This is a genomic window from Pseudomonas sp. GW823-FHT02C02, assembly GCF_058797635.1.
The window spans coordinates 1-23032 of the sequence record NZ_JBXAJV010000027.1 but is presented as its reverse complement, the minus strand read 5'-3'; the positions used below and the strand labels follow the sequence as shown (position 1 = coordinate 23032).

Annotated in this window: 23 protein-coding genes; 13 read left to right on the top strand and 10 right to left on the bottom strand. The window is 60.5% G+C overall.

Features of this window, described 5'->3' with window-relative positions:
- Window positions 1-230: 230 nt before the first annotated feature.
- Together AC1ROI_RS31955 and AC1ROI_RS31950 are read left to right on the top strand one after the other, a co-directional pair.
- Window positions 231-1565, top strand: a complete 1335-nt coding sequence (locus AC1ROI_RS31955) for a dicarboxylate/amino acid:cation symporter (protein WP_083375942.1) — start codon at window positions 231-233, stop codon at window positions 1563-1565.
- A 144-nt stretch (window positions 1566-1709) separates the two neighbouring features.
- The gene (locus AC1ROI_RS31950) at window positions 1710-2891 is read left to right on the top strand and encodes a CaiB/BaiF CoA transferase family protein (protein ID WP_102595524.1); all 1182 of its coding nucleotides are present in this window, start codon (window positions 1710-1712) and stop codon (window positions 2889-2891) included.
- A gap of 135 nt (window positions 2892-3026) precedes the next feature.
- On the opposite strand, the gene AC1ROI_RS31945 is transcribed toward AC1ROI_RS31950, so the two are convergent.
- Both AC1ROI_RS31945 and AC1ROI_RS31940 read right to left on the bottom strand, forming a co-directional pair.
- The gene (locus AC1ROI_RS31945; protein WP_010457127.1) at window positions 3027-3521 is read right to left on the bottom strand and encodes a SprT family zinc-dependent metalloprotease; all 495 of its coding nucleotides are present in this window, start codon (window positions 3519-3521) and stop codon (window positions 3027-3029) included.
- Window positions 3522-3670: 149 nt separating this feature from the next.
- Window positions 3671-4273, bottom strand: coding sequence for a Yip1 family protein (locus tag AC1ROI_RS31940; protein ID WP_010457124.1), 603 nt, complete (start codon window positions 4271-4273; stop codon window positions 3671-3673).
- A gap of 439 nt (window positions 4274-4712) precedes the next feature.
- Here AC1ROI_RS31940 and ttcA point away from each other — a divergent pair, with 439 nt between their 5' ends.
- Both ttcA and AC1ROI_RS31930 read left to right on the top strand, forming a co-directional pair.
- The gene (gene ttcA, locus AC1ROI_RS31935; RefSeq protein ID WP_010457122.1) at window positions 4713-5537 is read left to right on the top strand and encodes a tRNA 2-thiocytidine(32) synthetase TtcA; all 825 of its coding nucleotides are present in this window, start codon (window positions 4713-4715) and stop codon (window positions 5535-5537) included.
- 130 nt (window positions 5538-5667) lie between these two features.
- Complete coding sequence (locus AC1ROI_RS31930; protein WP_077749200.1) at window positions 5668-6342, top strand: DNA-3-methyladenine glycosylase I; 675 nt, start codon at window positions 5668-5670, stop codon at window positions 6340-6342.
- A 90-nt stretch (window positions 6343-6432) separates the two neighbouring features.
- Here AC1ROI_RS31930 and AC1ROI_RS31925 read toward each other — a convergent pair whose 3' ends face one another.
- Genes AC1ROI_RS31925 through arsC form a run of 3 tightly spaced genes read right to left on the bottom strand, consistent with a single transcriptional unit; the run spans window position 6433 to window position 7806 of the window.
- Window positions 6433-6858, bottom strand: a complete 426-nt coding sequence (locus AC1ROI_RS31925) for a DUF2069 domain-containing protein (RefSeq protein ID WP_010457118.1) — start codon at window positions 6856-6858, stop codon at window positions 6433-6435.
- Between the two features lies 1 nt (window position 6859).
- Window positions 6860-7456 (bottom strand): NAD(P)H:quinone oxidoreductase, encoded by a 597-nt coding sequence (gene wrbA, locus AC1ROI_RS31920; RefSeq protein WP_010457117.1) that lies wholly within the window; start codon window positions 7454-7456, stop codon window positions 6860-6862.
- A complete protein-coding gene (gene arsC / locus AC1ROI_RS31915) occupies window positions 7453-7806 on the bottom strand; it encodes an arsenate reductase (glutaredoxin) (protein ID WP_077749201.1) in 354 nt (117 codons plus the stop codon). The genes wrbA and arsC overlap by 4 nt, the downstream gene beginning before the upstream one ends.
- Window positions 7807-7920: 114 nt before the next feature.
- Here arsC and AC1ROI_RS31910 point away from each other — a divergent pair, with 114 nt between their 5' ends.
- On the top strand, window positions 7921-8388 hold the full coding sequence (locus AC1ROI_RS31910; protein WP_102595525.1) for a TlpA disulfide reductase family protein: 468 nt from the start codon (window positions 7921-7923) through the stop codon (window positions 8386-8388).
- A gap of 176 nt (window positions 8389-8564) precedes the next feature.
- Here the strand turns inward: AC1ROI_RS31910 and AC1ROI_RS31905 are convergent, their stop codons facing one another.
- Complete coding sequence (locus AC1ROI_RS31905; RefSeq protein ID WP_077749203.1) at window positions 8565-8969, bottom strand: META domain-containing protein; 405 nt, start codon at window positions 8967-8969, stop codon at window positions 8565-8567.
- Window positions 8969-9403 (bottom strand): hypothetical protein, encoded by a 435-nt coding sequence (locus AC1ROI_RS31900; protein ID WP_010457109.1) that lies wholly within the window; start codon window positions 9401-9403, stop codon window positions 8969-8971. Before AC1ROI_RS31900 ends, AC1ROI_RS31905 begins: the two co-directional genes overlap by 1 nt.
- Window positions 9404-9537: 134 nt before the next feature.
- Between AC1ROI_RS31900 and AC1ROI_RS31895 the strand changes: the two genes are divergently transcribed.
- The gene (locus tag AC1ROI_RS31895) at window positions 9538-9939 is read left to right on the top strand and encodes a hypothetical protein (protein WP_010457107.1); all 402 of its coding nucleotides are present in this window, start codon (window positions 9538-9540) and stop codon (window positions 9937-9939) included.
- 5 nt (window positions 9940-9944) lie between these two features.
- Here the strand turns inward: AC1ROI_RS31895 and AC1ROI_RS31890 are convergent, their stop codons facing one another.
- Both AC1ROI_RS31890 and AC1ROI_RS31885 read right to left on the bottom strand, forming a co-directional pair.
- Window positions 9945-10934: a 2-hydroxyacid dehydrogenase gene (locus AC1ROI_RS31890; RefSeq protein WP_102595526.1), complete on the bottom strand. Its 990-nt coding sequence runs from the start codon at window positions 10932-10934 to the stop codon at window positions 9945-9947.
- 154 nt (window positions 10935-11088) lie between these two features.
- Window positions 11089-13842, bottom strand: coding sequence for a response regulator (locus tag AC1ROI_RS31885; RefSeq protein ID WP_010457103.1), 2754 nt, complete (start codon window positions 13840-13842; stop codon window positions 11089-11091).
- A 214-nt stretch (window positions 13843-14056) separates the two neighbouring features.
- Here AC1ROI_RS31885 and AC1ROI_RS31880 point away from each other — a divergent pair, with 214 nt between their 5' ends.
- From AC1ROI_RS31880 to AC1ROI_RS31850, 7 genes are all read left to right on the top strand, one after another.
- Window positions 14057-14779 (top strand): response regulator transcription factor, encoded by a 723-nt coding sequence (locus AC1ROI_RS31880; protein ID WP_102595527.1) that lies wholly within the window; start codon window positions 14057-14059, stop codon window positions 14777-14779.
- The gene (locus tag AC1ROI_RS31875) at window positions 14766-16190 is read left to right on the top strand and encodes a sensor histidine kinase (protein ID WP_102595528.1); all 1425 of its coding nucleotides are present in this window, start codon (window positions 14766-14768) and stop codon (window positions 16188-16190) included. Before AC1ROI_RS31880 ends, AC1ROI_RS31875 begins: the two co-directional genes overlap by 14 nt.
- Before the next feature lie 141 nt (window positions 16191-16331).
- Window positions 16332-17234, top strand: coding sequence for a cysteine synthase CysM (gene cysM / locus AC1ROI_RS31870; RefSeq protein WP_042932649.1), 903 nt, complete (start codon window positions 16332-16334; stop codon window positions 17232-17234).
- The gene (gene rlmD / locus AC1ROI_RS31865; protein WP_102595529.1) at window positions 17234-18586 is read left to right on the top strand and encodes a 23S rRNA (uracil(1939)-C(5))-methyltransferase RlmD; all 1353 of its coding nucleotides are present in this window, start codon (window positions 17234-17236) and stop codon (window positions 18584-18586) included. The genes cysM and rlmD overlap by 1 nt, the downstream gene beginning before the upstream one ends.
- Before the next feature lie 122 nt (window positions 18587-18708).
- Window positions 18709-20952: a GTP diphosphokinase gene (gene relA / locus AC1ROI_RS31860; protein ID WP_102595530.1), complete on the top strand. Its 2244-nt coding sequence runs from the start codon at window positions 18709-18711 to the stop codon at window positions 20950-20952.
- A 132-nt stretch (window positions 20953-21084) separates the two neighbouring features.
- Window positions 21085-21918: a nucleoside triphosphate pyrophosphohydrolase gene (gene mazG, locus AC1ROI_RS31855; RefSeq protein WP_010457090.1), complete on the top strand. Its 834-nt coding sequence runs from the start codon at window positions 21085-21087 to the stop codon at window positions 21916-21918.
- A 28-nt stretch (window positions 21919-21946) separates the two neighbouring features.
- Window positions 21947-22489, top strand: coding sequence for a DUF2058 domain-containing protein (locus AC1ROI_RS31850; RefSeq protein ID WP_010457087.1), 543 nt, complete (start codon window positions 21947-21949; stop codon window positions 22487-22489).
- A 70-nt stretch (window positions 22490-22559) separates the two neighbouring features.
- On the opposite strand, the gene AC1ROI_RS31845 is transcribed toward AC1ROI_RS31850, so the two are convergent.
- The gene (locus tag AC1ROI_RS31845; RefSeq protein ID WP_010457086.1) at window positions 22560-22748 is read right to left on the bottom strand and encodes a hypothetical protein; all 189 of its coding nucleotides are present in this window, start codon (window positions 22746-22748) and stop codon (window positions 22560-22562) included.
- Window positions 22749-23032: the final 284 nt, after the last annotated feature.

Sequence of the window (23032 nt, the reverse complement as noted above, 5' to 3'; positions counted from 1 at the left end):
CCGCCACATTGTGGTAACCCGTCAGTGGCAAGGCTGGACCTGTAACCCTTGATGTCAAAAGGCATGCAGGCATTTTTTTAAAGGTGGCACGGGCCTTGCGATACAACGAGCAGATGCCTGCCGTTGCGCAGCTCGACAAAACAAATCCCTCCAGTGCAGGAGGGTTCGCAATTGAAGTGTCTTGGGCAACAGACGGATGTTGTCACGGGGCACTCTTGAGGAACTTTGCAATGACGACTCGTCAGCCACTGTATAAATCCCTGTATTTCCAGGTGATCGTTGCTATCGCCATCGGCATCCTGCTCGGTCACTTCTATCCGCAGACCGGTGTGGCCCTCAAGCCACTGGGTGACGGGTTCATCAAACTGATCAAAATGGTCATCGCGCCAATCATCTTCTGTACGGTCGTCAGCGGTATCGCCGGCATGCAGAACATGAAATCGGTCGGCAAGACCGGTGGCTATGCGCTGCTGTACTTCGAAATCGTCTCCACCATTGCCTTGCTGATCGGTCTGGTCGTGGTCAACGTCGTGCAACCGGGCGCCGGCATGCACATCGATGTGACGACTCTGGACACCAGCAAAATCGCTGGCTTCATCTCGGCCGGTAAAGACCAGAGCATCGTTGCCTTTATCCTCAATGTGATCCCGAACACCATCGTCGGCGCCTTCGCCAACGGCGACATCCTGCAAGTGCTGATGTTCTCGGTGATCTTCGGTTTCGCCCTGCATCGCCTGGGTGCCTACGGCAAGCCGGTTCTGGACTTCATCGATCGCTTTGCCCACGTGATGTTCAACATCATCAACATGATCATGAAGCTCGCTCCAGTCGGCGCGTTCGGTGCGATGGCCTTCACCATCGGTGCCTACGGTGTCGGTTCGCTGGTGCAACTCGGTCAGCTGATGATCTGCTTCTACATCACCTGCATCCTGTTTGTGCTCGTGGTACTGGGCGGCATCTGCCGCGCGCACGGCTTCAGCGTAATCAAATTGATTCGCTACATCCGTGAAGAACTGCTGATCGTACTGGGCACTTCCTCTTCGGAATCCGCTCTGCCGCGCATGCTGATCAAAATGGAACGCCTGGGTGCACAGAAGTCCGTTGTCGGCCTCGTAATCCCGACTGGCTACTCGTTCAACCTCGACGGTACGTCGATCTACCTGACCATGGCCGCTGTGTTCATCGCTCAGGCGACCGACACCCACATGGACATCACCCACCAGATCACCCTGTTGCTGGTGTTGCTGTTGTCCTCCAAAGGCGCTGCAGGCGTGACCGGCAGTGGTTTCATTGTGCTGGCAGCAACCCTGTCGGCCGTTGGCCACTTGCCGGTTGCCGGCCTGGCGCTGATCCTGGGTATCGACCGTTTCATGTCCGAAGCCCGTGCGCTGACCAACCTGGTCGGTAACGCGGTTGCGACCCTGGTCGTGGCCAAGTGGGTGAAAGAGCTGGACGAAGACAAGCTGCAAGTCGAGCTGGCTTCCGGTGGTCGCGGTATCTCCGACACCCGTGAAGAAGACGACCTGGGCGTGGCCGAAGGCCCAACCCCAAGCAGCGTCAAGTAAGACTGGTTGCACTGAAAAACCCGCTTCGGCGGGTTTTTTCTTGCCCGGGATTTGAGCGTAACGGTCACAGCTGCTGACACTTCAGGTGATTGCTGCAATGCGTTTGCCTGCCTAGGCTGAAGGCATCGTTCACGGAGGTCGCTCATGCCCGGTCCACTGGCATCACTCAAGGTTCTGGATTTCTCGACACTGCTGCCGGGGCCGTTTGCCTCGTTGTTGCTGGCGGACATGGGCGCGCAAGTCCTGCGCATCGAATCGCCGACCCGTATGGATTTGCTCCGGGTGTTGCCGCCGCACGATCACGGGGTGTCGGCCAGCCACGCCTACCTCAATCGCAACAAGCGCAGCCTGGCGCTGGACCTCAAGCAGCCCGAGGCGCTGGAGGTGATCAAGCAATTGCTGGCGGACCACGACATCGTGCTGGAACAGTTCCGCCCAGGTGTGATGGAACGCCTGGGCCTGGGCTATGAAGCCTTGAAGGCGATCAATCCTCGGCTGATTTACGTGTCGATTACCGGTTATGGCCAGAGCGGCCCCTACAAGGACCGCGCCGGTCACGACATCAACTACCTGGCGCTGGCAGGGCTGGCGAGCTACACCGGCCGCACCGAGAGCGGGCCGTTGCCATTGGGCATGCAGGTGGCAGATGTCGCCGGCGGCTCGTTGCACGGAGTGATCGGGTTGCTGGCGGCGGTGATCGCTCGCCAGCACAGCGGGGTGGGGCAGCATCTGGATGTGAGCATGACCGACTGCGCCTTCAGCCTGAACGCCATGGCCGGCGCCGGGTACCTGGCCTGTGGTGTGGAGCCGGGCAGGGAGGATCAGATGCTCAATGGCGGCAGCTTCTACGACTACTACCGTTCGCGGGACGGGCGCTGGTTATCGGTGGGCAGTCTGGAACCGGCCTTCATGCAGCAACTGTGCAGCGCGCTGGGGCGGCCGGAGCTGGCGGCCAAGGGCCTGTCGCCCAAACCCGCCGAGCAACAGGTACTGAAGAATGAGTTGAAAGCCGAATTCGAGAAACATGACTTTGCGCAACTGTGCGAGTTGTTTGCCGGGGTCGATGCGTGTGTCGAGCCGGTGCTGAGTTTGGCCGAGGCGGTGCAGCATCCGCAGTTGCAGGCGCGGGAGTTGGTGACGCAGGTGCCGCGGGGGGACGGTTCTGCGCAGGCGCAGATGGCGTGCCCGTTGAAATTCTCAGAGGGATTGCCGGAGCCGCGGCATATCGGCGCGGTGTTGGGACAGCATACGGATCAGGTGTTGGGGGAGTTGGGGATGAGTGCTGAGCGGATTGCAGAATTGCGCCGTGCCAAGGTGATTCTCTAGCGTCTGTCCCGGCCTCTTCGCGGGCAAGCCTCGCTCTCACAGGATCTGTGTCGTTCACAAAGCTTGTGCTCGAAATCAATACCTGTGGGAGCGGGCTTGTCCGCGATGAGGCCAGACCAGACTCCACAAATCTGACTACTCGACCCGCATCTCCCCACTGAACACCAACGTGCTGCGGCACCGCCGGCACAAATACCGCCGCCCTTGCCGTACCAGACCATGGCGCTGGGCCGAAAACGGGAAATCGCTGTCGACGCACGGGCATTTGTAGATGTAGCGCGTCACGCTGCGGCGTTTGACGTCGTAGGTGTGGCAGCGATTGGGCGGCAGTTCGTACACGCCGCGCATGATCAATTGCCACTCTTCACCGTGCGGCTGAATGCGGTCGCCGAACAGTTGATGGGCGATCAGGTGCGCGACCTCGTGGGCCACGGTCTGCTTGAGGAAGTCTTCAGTGTTTTCCCGGTACAGCTGCGGATTGAAGCGCAGCAGGTTCTCGTGCAAATGCGCGACACCGGCTTTTTGACCGCGCAGCTTGAGGCTCACCACGGGGCGTTTGAAAGTTCGTTTGAAAAAGGATTCGGCCAGCTGATAACAGTCTTCGACGCGGGTATTGAGTTGCTCGGGCATGCTTGATGGATCTCCAGAGACGTCGAGTATGCCGCAACCCCGGGGCCTTGCGAATCGCCGAGGCGCCGAATGGTCGTTACCCCTCACACATTAGAAGGCCGCCTTGCGGCGGCCTGTGTTGGCAGATCTTGTTTTTGGGTGGTGAGTTGCTAATTGGTGTAGACCGGCCCCACGCCGAGTCCCCAGACAATCACTGTAAACGCCATGATGGCGACCAGCACCACCAGGCCTACGGCAAGTACCGAACTGGAAAACAGGAAGCCCTCGTCTGATGGAATGTTCATGAAAGTGGGTAGCCCCACATACAGCAAGTACACCGTGTAGCAGATGGCCGCCGTTCCGACGATCATCCCCAGCCACATATGTGGGTACAGCGCCGCCAGACCGCCGATGAACAGCGGGGTCGCGGTATAGGTCGCAAATGCAACGCAGCGGGCCAGGCTTGGATTGGCGTCATAGGTACGGGCCATCCAGTGGATGAATGCGCCCATGACCGCGACGCCGCCGAGCATCGCCAGGTACGACATGATCGTCATCCATAGCGCGCTTTCCTGGGTCAACATGACCGGCGCTCGATTGCCGATGACCCAGCCGACCTGAGTGGTGCCGATAAACGCCGACACAGCGGGAATTGCCGCCAGAATCAGCGTGTGAGTCAGGTACATGTGGCTGATGCTTTCCTCTTGGTCGCCACGGATTTCTTTCCATTCCTGGTCGGGGTGGGTGAAGAGCCCCACTACGTGATGGATCATGCCAGTCACTCCTCTTGTTTTTACCGTCGCCCCCCAGTGGAGCGCCTACAGGCCAAAGTGGCCAAGTAAGTAAAAGGTCTGGATATGTATGCGACCTTATGTCGCAGTATAGAAAGGTCTTCACGGCGCAGGTTGTAGGGCGTTAGAGCAAATTGCGCTGTAAACCCCGCTGTTAATCGCCGCAGGGTCTTGCGCGACCTATGTGGCGAGGGAACTTGCTCCCGTTCGGCTGCGCAGCCGTCGCAAAAACGGCCGACGGGGTTTGACTGACCCGATGGTGCAGGATGGTTTTGGGGCCGCTGCGCGACCCGGCGGGAGCAAGCTCCCTCGCCACAGGGGTATGCTCAGCTCAGATAAAGTGCAGTCGCCAGGCACTTCGCCGACGGTGGGTTTTTGCGTAAAATGCCGGCCTTTCGTCACACCTTACGGATTTCGCGTCATGGGCACTCTCACGGTCAACCAGAACAAACTGCAAAAGCGCCTTCGCCGTCAGGCGGGTGAGGCTGTTGCCGATTTCAACATGATTGAAGACGGCGACAAGGTCATGGTCTGCCTGTCCGGTGGCAAGGACAGCTACACCATGCTCGACGTGCTCTTGCACTTGCAGAAGGTCGCTCCGATCAAGTTCGAGATCGTGGCCGTGAACATGGACCAGAAACAGCCAGGCTTCCCTGAACACGTGTTGCCGGCCTATCTGAAAACGCTGGGCATCGAGTACCACATTGTCGAGAAAGACACTTACTCGGTGGTCAAGGAGCTGATCCCGGAAGGCAAGACCACCTGCTCGTTGTGCTCGCGCCTGCGTCGCGGCACGCTCTACACCTTTGCCGACGAAATCGGCGCGACCAAAATGGCCCTCGGTCACCACCGCGACGACATCGTCGAGACGTTCTTCCTTAATATGTTCTTCAACGGTTCGCTCAAGGCCATGCCGCCGAAGCTGCGCGCCGACGACGGCCGCAACGTGGTGATCCGGCCGCTGGCCTACTGCAACGAAAAAGACATTCAGGCCTACTCGGACTTCAAGCAATTCCCGATCATCCCGTGCAACCTCTGCGGCTCCCAGGAAAACCTGCAACGTCAGGTGGTCAAGGACATGCTGCAAGAGTGGGAACGCAAGACCCCGGGCCGCACCGAAAGCATTTTCCGCAGCTTGCAGAACGTGCAACCGTCGCAACTGGCGGACCGTAACCTGTTCGACTTCACCAGCCTCAAGATCGACGAAACCGCCGCCTCGCGGTTCGTCAACGTGGTCAACCTCTAATCAGAAACTGTAGGAGCGAGCCTGCTCGCGATTGCGTCGTGTCAGTCGACATCAACGTTGAATGACACACCGCTATCGCGAGCAGGCTCACTCCTGCAATTGTTTTTTGTTTCAACCTCCAGGAGAGGGCATGCGCGATTACAAGTGGCTGCACGAATACTGTCTGAATCGCTTCGGTTCAGCAGCTGAACTGGAAGCCCATCTGCCCGTTCCCAAGACCCCGGCGCAACTGCGCAAGATCAGCGACGATCGTTATCTCTCGACCATGGCCCTGCGCGTGTTTCGCGCCGGCCTCAAACACAGTCTTGTGGACGCCAAGTGGCCGTCGTTCGAAGAAGTGTTCTTCAAGTTCGACCCGGAAAAGGTGGTGCTGATGAGCGCCGAACACCTTGAGCGCCTGATGCAGGACGCGCGGATCATCCGACACCTGGGCAAGCTCAAGAGCGTGCCGCGCAATGCGCAGTTCGTACTGGACGTGGCGCATGAGAAGGGCAGCTTCGGCGCATTGATCGCCGATTGGCCGGTGACGGACATCGTCGGGCTGTGGACGTATCTGAAAAAGCGCGGCCATCAATTGGGCGGGTTGTCGGCGCCGCGTTTCTTGCGCATGGTCGGCAAGGATACGTTTGTGCCGAGCTATGACGTGGTGGCGGGGCTGAACGCGCAGAAGATCGTCGACAAGGTGCCGACCAGCCAGCGGGACCTGGCGTTGGTGCAGGATGTGTTCAACCAGTGGCATGAACAGAGTGGCGGCCGGCCGATGAGCCAAATTTCGATGATGCTGGCGTACACCGTCAATCATTAAGACCGAGTCGTGGCCTTCGCGAGCAAGCTTTGCTCCTACAGGTGCGGTGCAGTCCTTGTAGGAGCGAAGCTTGCCCGCGAAGGCGTCAGATCAGGCGGCGGAGATCTCGCCTTCACCCGCCAACTTGCGATTCAACTGAAACCGCCACCGCACATACAACAGCGCCGAGCAAAACACCGCCAGGCTCGCGCCCATTTCCAGCAAGCCAAACAGCTGCCGATTGGGGTCATACGCGGCCAGTGCGCCCTTGATGAAATACAGATTCACCACAAAGCACATCCACGAATGCCCGCGTGCGCTGCCGATGATCATCCCCGGTGCGAGCAATAGCAGGGGCACCAGTTCGATCAGCAAAATCACCCACGGCCGGGCGCCGTGCAGGTCGGCAAATACCAGATAATAGGCGCACAGCAGCCCCACCAGCCCGAAAAAGCACAGCAGGCTGATCGCGCGCATCGCCCGGACCCGCGGTTCGAGCCATTCGATCGAGGGCAGAATCTTCGGCTTTTTCGCCACGTCAGTTCCCCAGTTTCTGCGCAGTCTTCGCCAGCCGCAGGCCCAAGGCCCGGCACAGCGCGACTTCATGTTCGTTCAAACCGCTTTTGCCATCCGCCCCGGCGTGATGACTGGCGCCATACGGCGTGCCGCCGCCACGGGTTTCCAGCAGGGCCGATTCGCTATACGGCAGGCCGGTAATCAGCATGCCGTGGTGCAGCAACGGCAACATCATCGACAGCAGCGTGGTTTCCTGACCACCGTGCAGGCTTGCGGTGGAGGTGAATACCCCGGCCGGTTTGCCCACCAGCGCCCCCGTCAGCCAAAGATTGCTGGTGCCGTCGAGGAAGTACTTGAGCGGCGCGGCCATGTTGCCGAATCGGGTCGGACTGCCCATGGCCAGGCCCGCGCAGTGCTTCAGGTCGTCGAGGCTGGCGTACAGCGCGCCTTCATCGGGGATGTCCGGCGACACGGCTTCGCATTCGGTGGAGATCGGCGGCACCGTGCGCAAGCGCGCTTCCATCCCGGCCTGCTCGACACCACGGGCAATTTGCCGGGCCATTTCATTGGTCGAACCGCTGCGGCTGTAATACAGAACCAGAATGTACGGCGCGCTCACGGCAGCAACTCCAGCACATTCTCCGGCGGACGGCCGATGATGGCTTTGTCGCCGACTTCCAGAATCGGTCGCTCCATGAGTTTCGGGTTGGCGGCGATGGCGGCGATCAATTGCTCCTCGCTCAAACTGCTGTCGGCCAGGTTGAGAGTCTTGTATTCGTCCTCGCCGGTGCGCAACAGTTGCCGGGCGCTGATGCCGAGTTTGGTCAGCAGGCTCTGGATTTGCGCGGCGTCCAGCGGCGTTTCCAGGTAGCGGATCACGGTCGGGGTCAGGCCACGGGCTTCCAGCAGTTCGAGCGCACCGCGGGATTTCGAGCAGCGCGGGTTGTGATAAAGCGTCAGATCGGTCATGTGCGGGTCGCATCTTGCGTAAGGTGGCGGCTATTCTAACTGTGCAGCGCGTAATCCAGAACCTCGGGAGGCGATGGGTCGCAGGCGCATTCAATTTTGAACAAGGATTACGACATGACAAGACGACTGGCAGCAGCATTGGCGATCATCGGTGCGTTGATGCTGGGGGGCTGTGGCAACGACTATGGCATCGACCAGAACGGCCAGAAAGTCGCCGCCGAACGTCTGGACAACCAATGGGTGGTACTCAACTACTGGGCGGAATGGTGTGGCCCGTGCCGTACCGAAATCCCGGAGTTGAATGAGCTGGCCGTTCAGCTGAAGGACAAGAAGATTGGTGTGTTCGGGGTCAATTTCGACAATGTGCAGGGGGAAGAGCTGAAAAGCGCCAGCGAGAAACTGGGGATCAAGTTCACCGTGCTGGCGTCGGACCCGGCGGATCTTTTCGAGTTGCCGCGCAGCGAAGCGTTGCCGGTGACCTACATCATCGACAACAAGGGCAAGGTGCGCGAGCAGTTGATGGGCGAGCAGACGGCGGCGGGGGTGATGGCCAAGCTTGAGGCGTTGCAAGCGGTCAAGTGACTGCGCATGGATCTTGTGGCGAGGGAGCTTGCTCCCGCTCGACTGCGCAGCAGTCGCAAAACCGGTACAAACGGTGTTCCTGATGAACCGAGGTGACGGGTTTTAGGGCTGCTGCGCAGCCCAGCGGGAGCAAGCTCCCTCGCCACAGGTATTCACTTGGCCACAGCTCGGGGTTATCAACCCTCTTCAAGCCACCAACGCAACGGCTTGCCTTCGGCCGGCCAGAAGCGCATCTGTTCGATCGGCGAAACATCCCAGCGCTGCACATTTTCCAGGGCCTGCATGAAGCGCTTTTCCTGCTCCATCACGGCGGGTGCGCACATTTTGCGGGTGCTGCCGATCTTGCCGAAGCTCAGCTTGTCACCTTCGAGCGTGTACGGTGCAAACCAGTGGTTGCAGCCGCCATTGCCGTAAGCCCGACCGTCTTCACCGAGGGTGATGGTCAGGTGGCTGTAATCCATCAGTGGACGTTCGCCGATCCATTCCAGGATGTAGCTGCGGTTTTGTTGCAATTTCACCGGCTCGGCGGCGCAGCCCAGCAGGCTGGCACCAACCAGGGCGGTCAGGGCGAGGTGTTTCATCACGCGGGCTCCTGGCAGGTCGGGCACAGGTGCTTCTCGCCAACGGTGGTCCAGCCCAGCTCGGCAATCCGCGCAGTGGCGGCAGGTTTTTCTGCCTTGTTGCCCAGTTTGGCATCGACCGCAAACTCAAAGCTCAGCTCTTTGGCGCAGCTGTCGCAGTTGACTTTCCAGGTGTGGATCGCCAATTCGCCGAACACCGGACCACTGGCCACTGCGACCCATTGGCCGGGCGGGTTGATCAAGTGGCGAACCGTTTCCACGGTCAGGCGCATGGACAGGTCCTTGGCACCTTTGAGGGTCACGACCAGCACGTCGTTATTACGAATCGAGCCGCCGTTGCCGGTGACTTGATAACGCCCCGGCACAAGGGCGCGGCATTCGGTGAGGGTGTGTTGCGGGTTCATCAGGCTATAGCGGAAATCGTGTTCGACCATGGGTCCTCCAAATATGCGCGGTATGCTATCACGGGCCTGCTCGCAGCATGGCGCGCGCAGATGACCTTCGATCTGGTTCAAATCACCGGTCGACTCATGGCACACTGCCGCTTTTGCATTTCTAAGGAACGGACATGGCGTTAATCGAATGTTATGAGTGCAAGCAACGTATCAGCTCCACGGCGCCTGCTTGCATTCATTGCGGTGCACCGGCGGGAACGGTGCAAGCGGCCACTTCGACGGCAGCGCCTGTGCAGGCACCCCTTTCTTTCGGGCGTTTACCGGAGGATGAGAAAGTGGCCAGGGTGACCCCGGCCGCATTCGGGCGTAAACGCAAAACCGAAGCCCCAATCGAGATGGCGGCGCCGATGCCCGCCTCCAACGGCGTGCGTCCGGTGGAACTGTGGCTGAAGCTGATGATTTTTTTCCTGCCGCCGTTTTTTGTCTGGTTCCTGCTGCGTCGCGGGCATTCCGTGGGGCAACGCTTGCTGGGTTTCGGCTGGCTGGGCCTGATGATTCTCTTGTCCAAGGCCTGACCGGCTCAGCCCTCGACCTGATTCTGCGGCGTGCCAGCGGCCCATGCTGCGATGTTCTGCAGGGTGGTCGTGGCAATTGCGTCCAGCGCTTCGCGCGTCAGGAAGGCCTGGTGCGCGGTGATGATCACGTTCGGAAAGGTCAGCAGCCGCGCCAGCACATCGTCCTGCAGCGGCAGGTCGGAGCGGTCCTCGAAGAACAGCTGCGCTTCCTCTTCATAGACATCCAGCCCCAGATACCCCAATTGGCCGTCCTTCAGTGCATCAATCAGCGCCGGCGTGTCCACCAGGCCGCCGCGTCCGGTGTTGATCAACATCGCGCCGGGCTGCAAGTGCGCCAGTGATTCACGGTTGATCAAGTGTTTGCTCTGCTCATTGAGCGGGCAGTGCAGGCTGATGATCTGCGACTCGGCCAGCAATTGCGGCAAGCTCAGGTAGCGGGCGCCGAGGGCTTCGACCTGCGGATTGGGGTAGGGGTCGTAGGCCAGCAACCGGCAACCGAAACCGTTCATGATTTTCGCGAAGGTTGCGCCGATCTGCCCGGTGCCGACCACGCCGACCGTCTTGCCCACCAAATCGAAACCGGTCAGGCCGTGCAGGCTGAAATCCCCTTCGCGGGTACGGTTGTAGGCACGGTGCAGGCGGCGGTTGAGCGCCAGGATCAGCGCCACCGCGTGCTCGGCCACCGCGTGCGGCGAGTATGCCGGGACCCGCACAATTGACAGCCCTAAACGCTTCGCCGCCGCGAGATCGACATGGTTGTAACCGGCCGAGCGCAGGGCGATCAAGCGTGTGCCGCCCGCTGCCAGACGTTCCAGCACCGGCGCGCTCAAGTCATCATTGATGAACGCGCAGACCACCTCGTGATGCTCCGCCAGCGCCACCGTATCGAGGCTCAGCCGCGCCGATTGAAAGTGCAGCTCGATACCGGCAGGGAGTTCGGTGCCGAGAAAACTGTCACGGTCGTAGGTCTGGCTGCTGAAAAGAATCGTGCGCATACAGTCCTCCTGATATTTTTCGAGTCCTGTGTGGCCGCGCACCGTTCCATTGTGCGAACGGCTGTGGCGAGGGGCTCCCACACCTGGAATGATGCCGCTACGAACAGAACCCGGTGAGCTTAGCGCCGATGCTGGCCGGCGCCATTGCGCTGCATCAAGCGTTTATCCGGGCATGGGCGGCCAGGCGGTTGATCGCTCGGTCGAGTTCTTCCAGGGCACCGGGGGCTTTGGGGTCCTGTTGCTTGAGCAGGGTTTCGCTGCGCTGGCAGGCGGCACGCAGTTGCGGGACGCCGCAATAACGAGTCGCGCCGTGCAGGCGGTGGACACGCTCGATCAAGGCGTTGTTGTCATTGGTTTCCCGGGCCAGGCGAATGGCCTCGCGATCAGCTTCCAGGGAGGCCAGCAACATCGCCAGCATGTCCGCGGCCAGATCGGCCTTGCCGGCGGCCAGGCGCAAGCCTTCGTCGTGGTCGAGCACCTGCAATTCATGGGCGCCGCCATGGCTGTCGCTGGAGCGCTCCGGCCCGTGATTGCGCAACGCCAGGCCTGTCCACTTCAACACCACCTGGGCCAATTGCCGTTCGCTGATCGGTTTGGTCAGGTAGTCGTCCATGCCGCTTTGCAGCAGCGCGCGTTTTTCGTTGGCCATGGCGTGGGCGGTGAGGGCGACGATCGGCAGCGGCGTGCAATGGCGCTCGCTTTCCCACTGACGAATCGCCTCGGTGCTTTGACGCCCGTCCATGCCGGGCATTTGCACGTCCATCAGCACCAGGTCAAAAGTCTCGCTTTGCACTGCTTTGACTGCCGCGTAACCGCTTTCGACCGCGAGCACCTTGGCACCCATGTCTTCGAGCAGGGTTTGCACCAGCAACAAGTTGGCCGGGTTGTCGTCGACGCACAGCACCTTCGGCGCGCGGCTCGATACCGGTTCGCCGGGCTCGCTGCGCTGCTGGCGCGGGTTGACCAGATCGGACAATGCCCGACGCAACTTGCGGGTGCAGGCCGGCTTGGCCTGAAGCTGACTGTGCGGGTTGGGCACCGAGAGGTGGAACAGTGTCTGTTCGGTGGTCGGGCACAGCACCAACACTTTGCAGCCCAGGTGTTCGAGGTCCCAGATGTGCTGGTTGAGGCGCTCCGGTGGCATGTCGTTGCTGGTGATGCCGAGCACCGCCAGATCGATCGCCTGATCGGTCTGATGCGCGCCGGTCACGCCATTGGTCAGGCTTTCCAGGGTATTGAACGGCGTGACAGCCAGGCCGCAATCTTCCAGCTGATGCTGCAAGGCCTGACGGGCCAGTTCATGGTTTTCCAGCACCGCGACGCGGCGCCCGAGCAGCGGCGGGCCGGGCAGGTCTTCGGCGTCGTCGCGGGTCTTGGGCAGGCTGAGGCTGATCCAGAATTCCGAACCTTCGCCCGGCGTACTGTCGACACCGATCTCGCCGCCCATCTGTTCGATCAGGCGCTTGGAAATCACCAGACCCAGGCCCGTGCCTCCTGGCTGTCGGGACAGCGAATTGTCAGCCTGGCTGAACGCCTGGAACAGCGCGCGCACATCCTGGTTCGACAGGCCGATGCCGGTGTCCTGAATGCTGATGCGCAGTTGCACGCTGTCTTCGTGTTCTTCTTCGAGCATGGCCCGGGCGACGATGGTGCCTTCGCGAGTGAACTTGATCGCGTTGCTCACCAGGTTGGTGAGGATCTGCTTGAGCCGAAGCGGATCGCCCACCAGCGACAACGGCGTGTCGCGATACACCAGGCTCACCAACTCAAGCTGTTTGGCATGGGCGGCCGGGGCGAGGATGGTCAGGGTGTCCTGCAGCAGGTCGCGCAGGTTGAACGGAATATTGTCGAGCACCAGCTTGCCGGCCTCGATTTTCGAGAAGTCGAGGATCTCGTTGATGATCCCCAGCAGGCTGTCGGCGGACTTTTCGATGGTGCCCAGGTAGTCGAGCTGACGCGGGGTCAGCTCGCTTTTTTGCAGCAGGTGCGTAAAGCCGAGAATGCCATTGAGCGGGGTGCGGATTTCATGGCTCATGTTGGCCAGGAACTCGGATTTGATCCGGCTCGCTTCCAGGGCTTCCTTGCGCGCCAGGTCCAGTTCGATGTTCTGGATCTCGATGGTTTCCAGGTTCTGGCGCACGTCTTCGGTGGCCTGATCGACACTGTTCTGCAACTCTTCCTGCGCGTTTTGCAACGTGCCGGCCATGCGGTTGATGCCGGACGCGAGCTCATCCAGTTCCTGACTGCCAAGGGGTGGCAGACGGGTTTCCAGATGGCCGTCCTTGAGTTGCGCTACCGCCAGTTTGATCTGGCTGATCGGCCGGTTGATGGTCCGGCCCATGCGCAAGGCGAGCAGCGCCGCGCCAGCCAGGCCCGCGCCGATCAGCAGCAGGCTGGCGAACAGGCTGCGGTAACCGCGCAGCAGCATGCCGCTGTGGGACAGTTCGAGTTCGACCCAGCCCAACAGTCGGTCGGCTTCATCCGGTATCAGGTCGCCGGCAAGGTTGCGGTGCTTGCCAAAGACCGGCAGCAGATAGCGTGTCGCATCGTTGCCACTGTGGCGCAGCATCTTTGAGCCATTGCCCAACGGCGCCGGGTTGAGCATGGTCGGGCCGGCGTGGGCTACGGGCGTACGGTCGGCGGCGAGGAAGGTCACGGCGCGCACGTCCGGTGTTTCCAGCGACTGGGTGGCGATACGCTCCAGCAGCTCGTTGTCTTTGCGGCCCATGGCCGGGGCCACCAAGGGCGCGAGCTGTTCGGCGATCATCTCACCGCGCTGCATCAGTTGGGTTTGCAGGTCGGATTGCTGCATCCAGGTGAAATAGCCACCCAGGATCAGCGCCATCAGGCTGGTCGGCAACAGGGTCAGCAACAGCACGCGGCCTTTAATTCCCAGTTTCTTGAGCACGCATCTCTCCTGCATCCAGCTATTGATTGACCTGCACGTGCGTCCGGCACGTGCCATCGGGCCAGTGTAGCGATTTGCAGGCAGGCAATCTTCGTAAAATTGATGTCGTCATTCTTCGGCCGGACCGGCGCTTTCGCCCCACGGGCAAACCTTGGGTTGCCCAACGTCAGGCAATCTTGAATAATCGCCAACTGAGAATTATTTGCAGATACTCATGACTCCCATCTCTGTTGGCCATCCCCGCATCCTGTCCATTGAAGACGATCTCGTGCTCGGCGCTTATGTGCACGAGCATCTGGGCCGGTGCGGTTTTCAGGTGACCTGGTGCCAGAACGGCCAGGAAGGCCTGGACATTGCCCGCCAGCAACCCTTCGACGTGGTGCTGATGGACATTTTGCTGCCAGGGCTGAACGGGTTGAACGTGCTGACGCAACTGCGCCAGAGCCATTCGACCCCGGTGGTGCTGATGTCGGCGCTGGGCGCCGAGGCGGATCGCATCAGCGGTTTTCGCCTGGGGGCCGATGATTACCTGCCAAAGCCTTTCAGCATGGCCGAGTTGCGTGTGCGCATCGAAGCGATCCTGCGCCGGGTGGCGCTCGACCGCCGGCCGGAGCCGGCAGCGGCGACGTCCTCGGTCGACAGCCTGCGTTTTGATGACGAACTCTGTGACGTTTCCTATGGCGAACTCGCCGCCGGCCTGACCCGCAGCGAGTATCGATTGCTGGACACCTTGAATCGCAATGGCGATGAAGTGCTGAGCAAAGCCTTCCTTTATCAGCACGTGCTGCAACGCGGTTTTGCCGCCCATGACCGCAGCCTCGACATGCACATCAGTCAGATCCGCCGCAAACTCAAAGGCATCGGCTACACCGAGCGGCAAGTGCGTACGGTCTGGGGCAAGGGTTACGTGTTGAGTGCCGGCGATGAAATGGTCTGACTTGCCGGGCCGACACTCGCTGTTCTGGAAACTGGCGTGTCTGTTAGTGGCGTTCTGTCTGCTGATGATCTGGCTGAGCTGGTCCTGGGGGCGCTACATGGAGCAGCGAAACCAGTTTCTGTCGGATCAGGCCCGAGTCACGCTGACGGGGTATGCCGCCGAGGCCGAGCAGGCGTGGCGTTCGGAGCAGAGCGCGGGCGTCGATGCCTGGCTGCAAGGCATGAAACAGCGTGAAACAGGCTGGGTTGGCGTCATCAGCGGTGATTTGCAGTCCCTAAGCAGCCAGCCGCTCACTGACCAGGAAATCGAGCGACTGACTTTCCTGCGCGGCCTGGATTGGCCCATTCACAAGAAACGCCTGCCGTGGCTGCGCGTGCCGTTTCCCGGCGATTCGACGGCTGGCAGCCTGGTCATCGAACTGCCCCAGCGCTTCATGCCCGGCCAATACAGGCTGTTCTGGCGCGTGATCACCAACGGCATCATCCCGGGATTGTTCACGCTGTTGCTGTGCGTCGGCCTGTATCGGCTGCTGGTCGTACCGTTGAATCAATTGCGCGAGCAGGCCAATGCCTGGCGCGCCGACCAGTTGAATGTGCGTCTGTCGAGCAGCACCACCAAGCGTTCGGATGAACTCGGAGAGCTGGGTCGGGCCTTCGACCACATGGCCGAGCGATTGCAAAGCACTGTGGCCCTGCAGCAGCAATTGCTGCGCGACTTGTCCCACGAACTGCGCACGCCGCTGAGCCGTCTGCGGGTCGCCAGCGAAAGCGAGCAGGGGCTGGCGCAATTGCGCGAGCGCATCGGGCGGGAAGTCGATGGCATGCAGCGGCTGGTAGAAGACACTCTGCAACTGGCCTGGCTCGACACCGAGCGCGCACCGTTGCCCGACGAAGCGATCCAGGTCCAGGCGCTGTGGGAAATGCTCACGGAAAACGCTTGTTATGAAAGTACCTGGCCGGCGAGCCAGTTGCAGTGCGCGGTGGATTCGTCCTGTTGGGTTCGGGGCAATCTCAACACCTTGGCGCAGGCGCTGGAGAACATTCTGCGCAATGCCATTCGTCATTCGCCGAGTGGCGGTATCGTTCGTTTCAGCGGGCAACGTGACGGCGACTTCTGGCATTTGTGGCTGGAAGATGAGGGTGGAGGAGTGGCTGAGGCGGATCTGGAGCGGATCTTCTGTCCGTTCATTCGACTCGACGGCTCGCGGCCGGGGGATGGCGGATTCGGCTTGGGGTTGAGCATTGCGAGGAATGCTGTGAAACGTCAGGGCGGGAGTCTTTGGGCACAGAACACTGGGCGTGGGCTGCGGCTAAATATTCGGTTAGTGGCTGAGAGTGATGGCGTCAGTGACGACGCCATCGCGAGCAGGCTCGCTCCCACAGTGGATCTTTGCCGACCACAAATCGTCTGATCGGCCCCGCACCCTGTGGGAGCGTAACGCTGAAACAGCCCCTTATTCCCATAAGCCATAAGCACCGCACTTTGCGTGATATGGCCTGCTCGCGTTTGCCGGTATGATAGGCGCCCCCGCAGTCTGGATTGCGAATACGCCATGACCTTGCAGTACCCAACCATCGCCGATTGCGTCGGCAACACCCCGCTGGTCCGTTTGCAGCGCCTGCCTGGCGCCACCAGCAATACCCTTTTGCTCAAGCTCGAAGGGAATAACCCGGCGGGTTCGGTCAAGGACCGGCCGGCGCTGTCGATGATTACCCGCGCTGAATTGCGTGGGCAGATCCACGCCGGCGATACGCTGATCGAAGCGACTTCGGGTAACACCGGTATCGCGCTGGCCATGGCTGCCGCGATCAAGGGTTACAAGATGATCCTGATCATGCCGGACAACTCCAGCGCTGAACGTAAGGCCGCGATGACGGCCTATGGCGCCGAGCTGATCCTGGTCACCCAGGAAGAAGGCATGGAAGGCGCGCGCGACCTCGCTCAGCGAATGGAAGCCGAAGGCCGTGGCAAGGTGCTCGATCAGTTCGCCAACGGCGATAACCCCGAAGCACACTACACCACCACCGGCCCGGAAATCTGGCGCCAGACCGAGGGCACCATCACTCATTTCGTCAGTTCGATGGGCACCACCGGCACCATCATGGGTGTCTCGCGCTACTTGAAAGAGCAGAACGACAACGTGCAGATCATCGGCCTGCAACCGATGGAAGGCTCGGCGATTCCGGGTATCCGTCGCTGGCCGCAGGAATACCTGCCGAAGATTTATCAAGCCGATCGTGTCGACCGCATTGTCGACATGGCGCAAAGCGAAGCTGAAGACGTGACCCGTCGTCTGGCCCGCGAAGAAGGTATCTTCTGCGGCGTCTCCTCAGGCGGTGCGGTGGCAGCGATGCTGCGCCTGTCCCGGGAAGTTGAAAACGCGGTGATCGTCGCGATCATTTGCGACCGTGGCGACCGTTACTTGTCGACCGGCATTTTCGACGCGCCCAACTGATGGCCAAGCAAGAGAGAGGCCTGCGCTTCCAACCCACTGGCGGCAGCAAGGCCCCGCAAATTCCGACCGGCAAAAAGCAGCGCTTGAGCATCGAGCGCCTGGCCAATGACGGTCGCGGTATCGCGTTTTTCGAAGGTCGCACCTGGTTCGTCCTCGGCGCGCTGGCGGGCGAAGACGTCGAGGCGCGCGTGTTGGGTGCCCACGGCAAAGTGGTCGAGGCGCGCACCGAACGGGTGTTCCAGGCCAGCGAGTTGCGTCGTCCGGCGCCGTGCCCGCATGCCGGCCGCTGTGGCGGTTGCAGCGTGCAACATCTGCCGCACACTGAACAACTTGCCCTGAAACAGCGCATGCTCGCCGAACAACTGTCCAAGGTCGCCGGTGTCGAACCCCAAGAGTGGGCAGCGCCGTTGAGCGGTCCGGAATTCGGTTACCGCCGTCGCGCTCGAGTGGCGGTGCGTTGGGACATGAAAGCGAAGAAGCTCGAAGTCGGTTTCCGCGCGGCGGGCAGTCAGGACATCGTGGCCATCAACGAATGCCCGGTGTTGGTCCAGCCCTTGCAGCCGATCATGACCCGCTTGCCGGAAATGCTTCGACGCTTGAGCAAACCTCAGGCGCTGGGGCATGTGGAATTGTTCAGCGGTTCGTCGTTGGCGGTGTTGCTGCGGCACATGGCGCCGCTGTCCGACGCCGACATGACGATCCTCAAGGATTTCTGCGCGTTCCATGAAGCCCAACTGTGGCTGCACGGAGACGGTGAACCGCAACCGGTCGAGACTGACCAGTCGTTGGGTTATCGACTTGAACAGTGGAACTTGAATCTGGCGTACCGACCGGGAGATTTCATCCAGGTCAACGCCGGGGTCAATGAAGCGATGATCGCCCAGGCGTTGGAGTGGCTGAAGCCGACAGCGGAGGAACGGGTTCTCGATCTATTCTGTGGGTTGGGTAACTTTGCATTGCCGCTGGCCAAGGTCGTTCGCGAAGTGGTGGCAGTGGAAGGTGTGCAGGCGATGGTCGAGCGAGCAGCCGCGAATGCAGCTAGCAACAATCTTCATAATGCGACTTTTTTTCAGGCCGATTTATCCCAGCCTTTGACCGATGCCGAATGGGCGCGCGAAGGCTTTTGTGCGGTACTCTTGGACCCACCGCGTGACGGTGCTTTCGAGGTCGTGCGCAAGCTGGCGTCCCTGGGCGCCAAACGGTTGGTGTACGTATCGTGCAACCCGGCAACGCTGGCGCGCGATACGGTCGAATTGATCAAGCAGGGCTACCGGTTAAAACGTGCCGGGATTCTCGATATGTTTCCTCAGACGGCACATGTCGAGGCCATGGCGTTATTTGAAGCGAGCTAGGACGGCTCGTCTGGTCCGACTGGCCGCCCGTGCCGCTCTTGCAGTAGCCCCGTGAGGGCAATCGGGCAATGAAGGTCAGCGAATTGACGCATTGAATCTGCGTCGTAGGGAAGGTAAGCAAGATGGTACAGGTGAGAGCACACCAGCCGATCAACACTGACGGCAGTATCAATCTCGAGGCTTGGCTCGATCATGCGGTCAGTGTCGATCTGGCACTGGATCGCGAAGCCTTGAAGGAAGCGTGCGAGTTCGCTCGCGTGTCTGAACAACAGGCCAATGCGGCGAAGAATCTATGGTCCGAAGGGACCTCGAGTTTCCGCACCGGCCTTGAGATCGCCGAGATTCTCGCCGACCTCAAACTCGATCAGGATTCGTTGGTCGCAGCGGTCCTGTACCGCGGCGTGCGCGAAGGCCAGATCGAACTGCCGGCGGTCAGCCAGCGCTTCGGTCCGGTGGTCGCCAAACTCATCGACGGCGTGTTGCGCATGGCGGCGATCAGCGCCAGCCTGAGCCCCCGTCAATCGTTGGTGCTGGGCACCCAGGGCCAGGTCGAAAACCTGCGCAAAATGCTGGTGGCCATGGTCGACGACGTGCGCGTCGCGCTGATCAAACTGGCCGAGCGCACCTGCGCGATCCGTGCGGTGAAAACCGCTGACGACGAAAAGCGTAATCGCGTTGCCCGTGAAGTCTTCGACATCTACGCGCCGCTGGCTCACCGTCTCGGTATCGGTCATATCAAATGGGAACTGGAGGATTTGTCCTTCCGTTACCTTGAGCCCGATCAGTACAAGCAGATCGCCAAGTTGCTGCACGAGCGGCGTCTGGATCGCGAGCGTTTCATTGCCGATGTGATGAACCAGCTGAAAGTCGAGTTGCAGGCCACCGGCATCGACGCCGACATCAGCGGCCGGGCCAAACACATCTATTCGATCTGGCGCAAAATGCAGCGCAAGGGGCTGGAGTTCAGCCAGATCTACGACGTGCGCGCCGTTCGTGTGCTGGTGCCGGAAATGCGCGACTGCTACACCGCGCTCGGCATCGTCCATACGTTGTGGCGGCACATTCCGAAGGAATTCGACGACTACATTGCCAACCCGAAAGAGAACGGCTACCGCTCGCTGCACACCGCGGTGATCGGCCCCGAGGGCAAGGTGCTGGAAGTGCAGATCCGCACCCACGCCATGCACGAAGAAGCCGAGCTGGGCGTTTGCGCGCACTGGCGCTACAAGGGCACCGACGTCAAATCCGGGTCCAACCACTACGAAGAGAAAATTTCCTGGCTGCGCCAGGTCCTCGAGTGGCATGAAGAATTGGGTGACATCGGCGGTCTGGCTGAACAGCTGCGGGTCGATATCGAGCCGGACCGGGTCTACATTTTCACCCCGGACGGTCACGCCATCGACCTGCCGAAGGGCGCGACCCCGCTGGACTTCGCCTACCGCGTGCACACCGAAATCGGTCACAACTGCCGTGGCGCGAAGATCAACGGGCGCATCGTACCGCTCAACTACAGCCTGCAAACCGGTGAACAGGTCGAGATCATCACCAGCAAGCACGGCACTCCGAGCCGCGACTGGCTGAACCCGAACCTGGGTTACATCACCACCTCGCGGGCACGGGCAAAGATCGTTCACTGGTTCAAGTTGCAGGCGCGTGATCAGAACGTCGCGGCCGGTAAAACCCTGCTCGAACGTGAGCTCAGTCGTCTCGGCTTGCCAGCGGTGGACTTCGACAAGCTGGCCGACAAGGCCAACATGAAGACCGCCGAAGACATGTACGCCGCGTTGGGCGCGGGCGATCTGCGCCTGGCGCAACTGGTGAACCTGGCGCAACAACTGGTCGAGCCGGAACGCGGCAATGAGCAGCTGGAGCTGATCCCGCGCAAAGCCACCGGCTACAAACCGGGCAAGCGCGGCGACATTCAGATTCAGGGTGTCGGCAACCTGATGACGCAAATGGCCGGTTGCTGCCAGCCGTTGCCGGGTGATGCCATTGTCGGTTACATCACCCAGGGCCGTGGCGTGAGCATTCACCGTCAGGACTGTGCCTCGGTGCTGCAACTGGGAGGGCGCGAGCCGGAGCGGATCATTCAGGTCAGCTGGGGCCCGGTGCCGGTACTCACCTACCCGGTGGACATCATCATCCGCGCCTACGACCGTTCCGGTTTGCTGCGTGACGTGTCGCAGGTGCTGCTCAACGAGCGGATCAACGTGCTGGCGGTCAACACCCGCTCGAACAAGGAGGACAACACCGCGCTGATGTCCCTGACCATCGAGATTCCGGGGCTGGATGCATTGGGGCGGTTGCTGGGACGGATTTCCCAGTTGCCGAACATCATCGAAACCCGGCGTAACCGTACACCGTGATGATGATCCCTGTAGGAGCGAGGCTTGCCCGCGATGGCGGTGTGTCAGGTATGACGCCTTCGCGGGCAAGCCTCGCTCCTACAGGGGCACGGTTGGGCCGACATACCGCATTGCAGATGTAGAGATTGATTGATGTATTCACTTGAAGACTTGCTGCACCTGATGAACCGTCTGCGCGACCCGCAGTTCGGTTGCCCGTGGGACATCAAGCAAACCTACGCCACCATCGTCCCGCACACCCTTGAGGAAGCCTATGAAGTCGCTGACGCCATCGAGCGCGGTGACTTCGATCACTTGCAGGGCGAGTTGGGTGATTTGCTGTTCCAGGTGGTTTATTACAGTCAGTTGGCCCGGGAAGAGGGGCGCTTCGAATTCGCCGGTGTGATCGACAGCATCACCCGCAAGCTGATCCGTCGCCATCCTCACGTATTTCCAACCGGTGATCTGTACGCGCCGCTGGATGTTCCGCGCCTGAGTGAAGAGCAGGTCAAGCAGCGCTGGGAAGAGATCAAGGCTGAGGAGCGCGCCGAAAAATCATCCGCGCCCGAACAGCTGTCCTTGCTCGACGATGTGCCTGCCGCGCTGCCTGCATTGTCCCGCTCGGCGAAGTTGCAGAAGCGCGCGGGGCAAGTCGGTTTCGACTGGCCGGACGCCTTGCCGGTGCTGGACAAGGTGCGCGAAGAACTCGATGAAGTGCTCGAAGCCATGGCCGACAATGACTCGGCAGCGATTGCCGATGAGGTGGGTGATTTGCTGTTTTCCGTGGTCAATCTGGCGCGTCATTTGAAAGTCGACCCGGAAACTGCACTGCGTGGCGCCAACAGCAAGTTTGAAAGACGCTTCCGTTTTATCGAACAGGCATTGCGCGACACCCACCGTCCCATGGAAGATTGCACCCTCGAAGAGTTGGACGCCTTGTGGGGCGAAGCCAAACGTCAGGAAAAGAATTTGCCCAGCTGCGGTTGAGCAGTGGCCTAAGTGAGAAATAAGCACCATGAGCATTTCCCTTCGCGACCAGTTGCTCAAAGCAGGGCTGGTCAACCAAAAGCAGGCCAAACAGGTCGGCAAAGAGAAGCAGAAGCAGCAACGCCTGGCCCATAAAGGCCAGATTGAACTCGATGACTCGCAGCAGCGTGCCGCCCAGGAAGCCATGGCCGAGAAGGTCAAGCGCGACCAGGAGCTGAACCGTCAGCAACAGGAGAAAGTCGAGGCCAAGGCTCGCGCGGCGCAGATCAAGCAATTGATCGAAGTCTCGCGCCTGCCGAAGCTGACCACCGAGGACTACTACAACTTCGTTGACGACAAGAAGGTCAAGCGTATCTCCGTCAACACGCTGATGCGCAACCAGTTGAGCAATGGCTTCCTGGCGATCGTGCACCATGCCGGCGGCTACGAAGTGATCCCGCGTGAGGCGGCCCTGAAGATTCAGGAGCGCGATCCTCGGCGCATCGTGCAGCTGAACGTCAAGACTGAAGAAGTCGCTGCCGAAGATGATCCATACGCGGCCTATCAGATCCCTGATGATCTGATGTGGTAAGCCTTTAACGGCTTCAACAACGACAAACCCCGCTCATGGCGGGGTTTGTCGTTTTCAATGCTGTCATTGCTTATGCAGATCGGAGCGCTCGTTGCTGCTCCTGTTTTTCCAGTTCAGCCTTGTAGCTGTGGGCGTCGGTTTCGGAATGAAACATCCCCACCAGCATGTCTTGTTGATGTACATCCCAGATACGGATACCGGCAGCTATGCCTTCATGGGATTTATGTGAATCGTCGCGTTCAGTTACTTTTACAGTCATCTGCTAGCTCCAATCTCTGTTATCTGCAGCAAGGCGTGTGCAGGACTCTGTTATATGTTTGGTTAGCCTGCTAAGTAAACGACTGAGTTCGGTAACGAATTTTTGCGAAACCGACAATAGTCCTGCAGCCCGCCAAACACGTGGCATTCGGTCGCAGGGCATTGAGTTTCATGACAAAAGCTTCATGTTCGCCGTGAATATCTCGCTGGTAGAACACGGTATCTGTAGGAGCCAGGGTGGGGGGGGGGGGGGGGGGGGGGGGGGGGGGGGGGGGGGAGGGGGGG

Excerpts from the sequence above, each read along its gene's own strand:
- AC1ROI_RS31955 (WP_083375942.1), top strand. The coding sequence starts at position 231 with ATGACGACTCGTCAGCCACTGTATAAATCCCTGTATTTCCAGGTGATC.
- AC1ROI_RS31950 (WP_102595524.1), top strand. The coding sequence starts at position 1,710 with ATGCCCGGTCCACTGGCATCACTCAAGGTTCTGGATTTCTCGACACTG.
- AC1ROI_RS31945 (WP_010457127.1), bottom strand. The coding sequence starts at position 3,521 with ATGCCCGAGCAACTCAATACCCGCGTCGAAGACTGTTATCAGCTGGCC.
- AC1ROI_RS31940 (WP_010457124.1), bottom strand. The coding sequence starts at position 4,273 with ATGATCCATCACGTAGTGGGGCTCTTCACCCACCCCGACCAGGAATGG.
- ttcA (WP_010457122.1), top strand. The coding sequence starts at position 4,713 with ATGGGCACTCTCACGGTCAACCAGAACAAACTGCAAAAGCGCCTTCGC.
- AC1ROI_RS31930 (WP_077749200.1), top strand. The coding sequence starts at position 5,668 with ATGCGCGATTACAAGTGGCTGCACGAATACTGTCTGAATCGCTTCGGT.
- arsC (WP_077749201.1), bottom strand. The coding sequence starts at position 7,806 with ATGACCGATCTGACGCTTTATCACAACCCGCGCTGCTCGAAATCCCGC.
- AC1ROI_RS31910 (WP_102595525.1), top strand. The coding sequence starts at position 7,921 with ATGACAAGACGACTGGCAGCAGCATTGGCGATCATCGGTGCGTTGATG.
- AC1ROI_RS31905 (WP_077749203.1), bottom strand. The coding sequence starts at position 8,969 with ATGAAACACCTCGCCCTGACCGCCCTGGTTGGTGCCAGCCTGCTGGGC.
- AC1ROI_RS31900 (WP_010457109.1), bottom strand. The coding sequence starts at position 9,403 with ATGGTCGAACACGATTTCCGCTATAGCCTGATGAACCCGCAACACACC.
- AC1ROI_RS31895 (WP_010457107.1), top strand. The coding sequence starts at position 9,538 with ATGGCGTTAATCGAATGTTATGAGTGCAAGCAACGTATCAGCTCCACG.
- AC1ROI_RS31890 (WP_102595526.1), bottom strand. The coding sequence starts at position 10,934 with ATGCGCACGATTCTTTTCAGCAGCCAGACCTACGACCGTGACAGTTTT.
- AC1ROI_RS31880 (WP_102595527.1), top strand. The coding sequence starts at position 14,057 with ATGACTCCCATCTCTGTTGGCCATCCCCGCATCCTGTCCATTGAAGAC.
- AC1ROI_RS31875 (WP_102595528.1), top strand. The coding sequence starts at position 14,766 with ATGAAATGGTCTGACTTGCCGGGCCGACACTCGCTGTTCTGGAAACTG.
- cysM (WP_042932649.1), top strand. The coding sequence starts at position 16,332 with ATGACCTTGCAGTACCCAACCATCGCCGATTGCGTCGGCAACACCCCG.
- rlmD (WP_102595529.1), top strand. The coding sequence starts at position 17,234 with ATGGCCAAGCAAGAGAGAGGCCTGCGCTTCCAACCCACTGGCGGCAGC.
- relA (WP_102595530.1), top strand. The coding sequence starts at position 18,709 with ATGGTACAGGTGAGAGCACACCAGCCGATCAACACTGACGGCAGTATC.
- mazG (WP_010457090.1), top strand. The coding sequence starts at position 21,085 with ATGTATTCACTTGAAGACTTGCTGCACCTGATGAACCGTCTGCGCGAC.
- AC1ROI_RS31850 (WP_010457087.1), top strand. The coding sequence starts at position 21,947 with ATGAGCATTTCCCTTCGCGACCAGTTGCTCAAAGCAGGGCTGGTCAAC.
- AC1ROI_RS31845 (WP_010457086.1), bottom strand. The coding sequence starts at position 22,748 with ATGACTGTAAAAGTAACTGAACGCGACGATTCACATAAATCCCATGAA.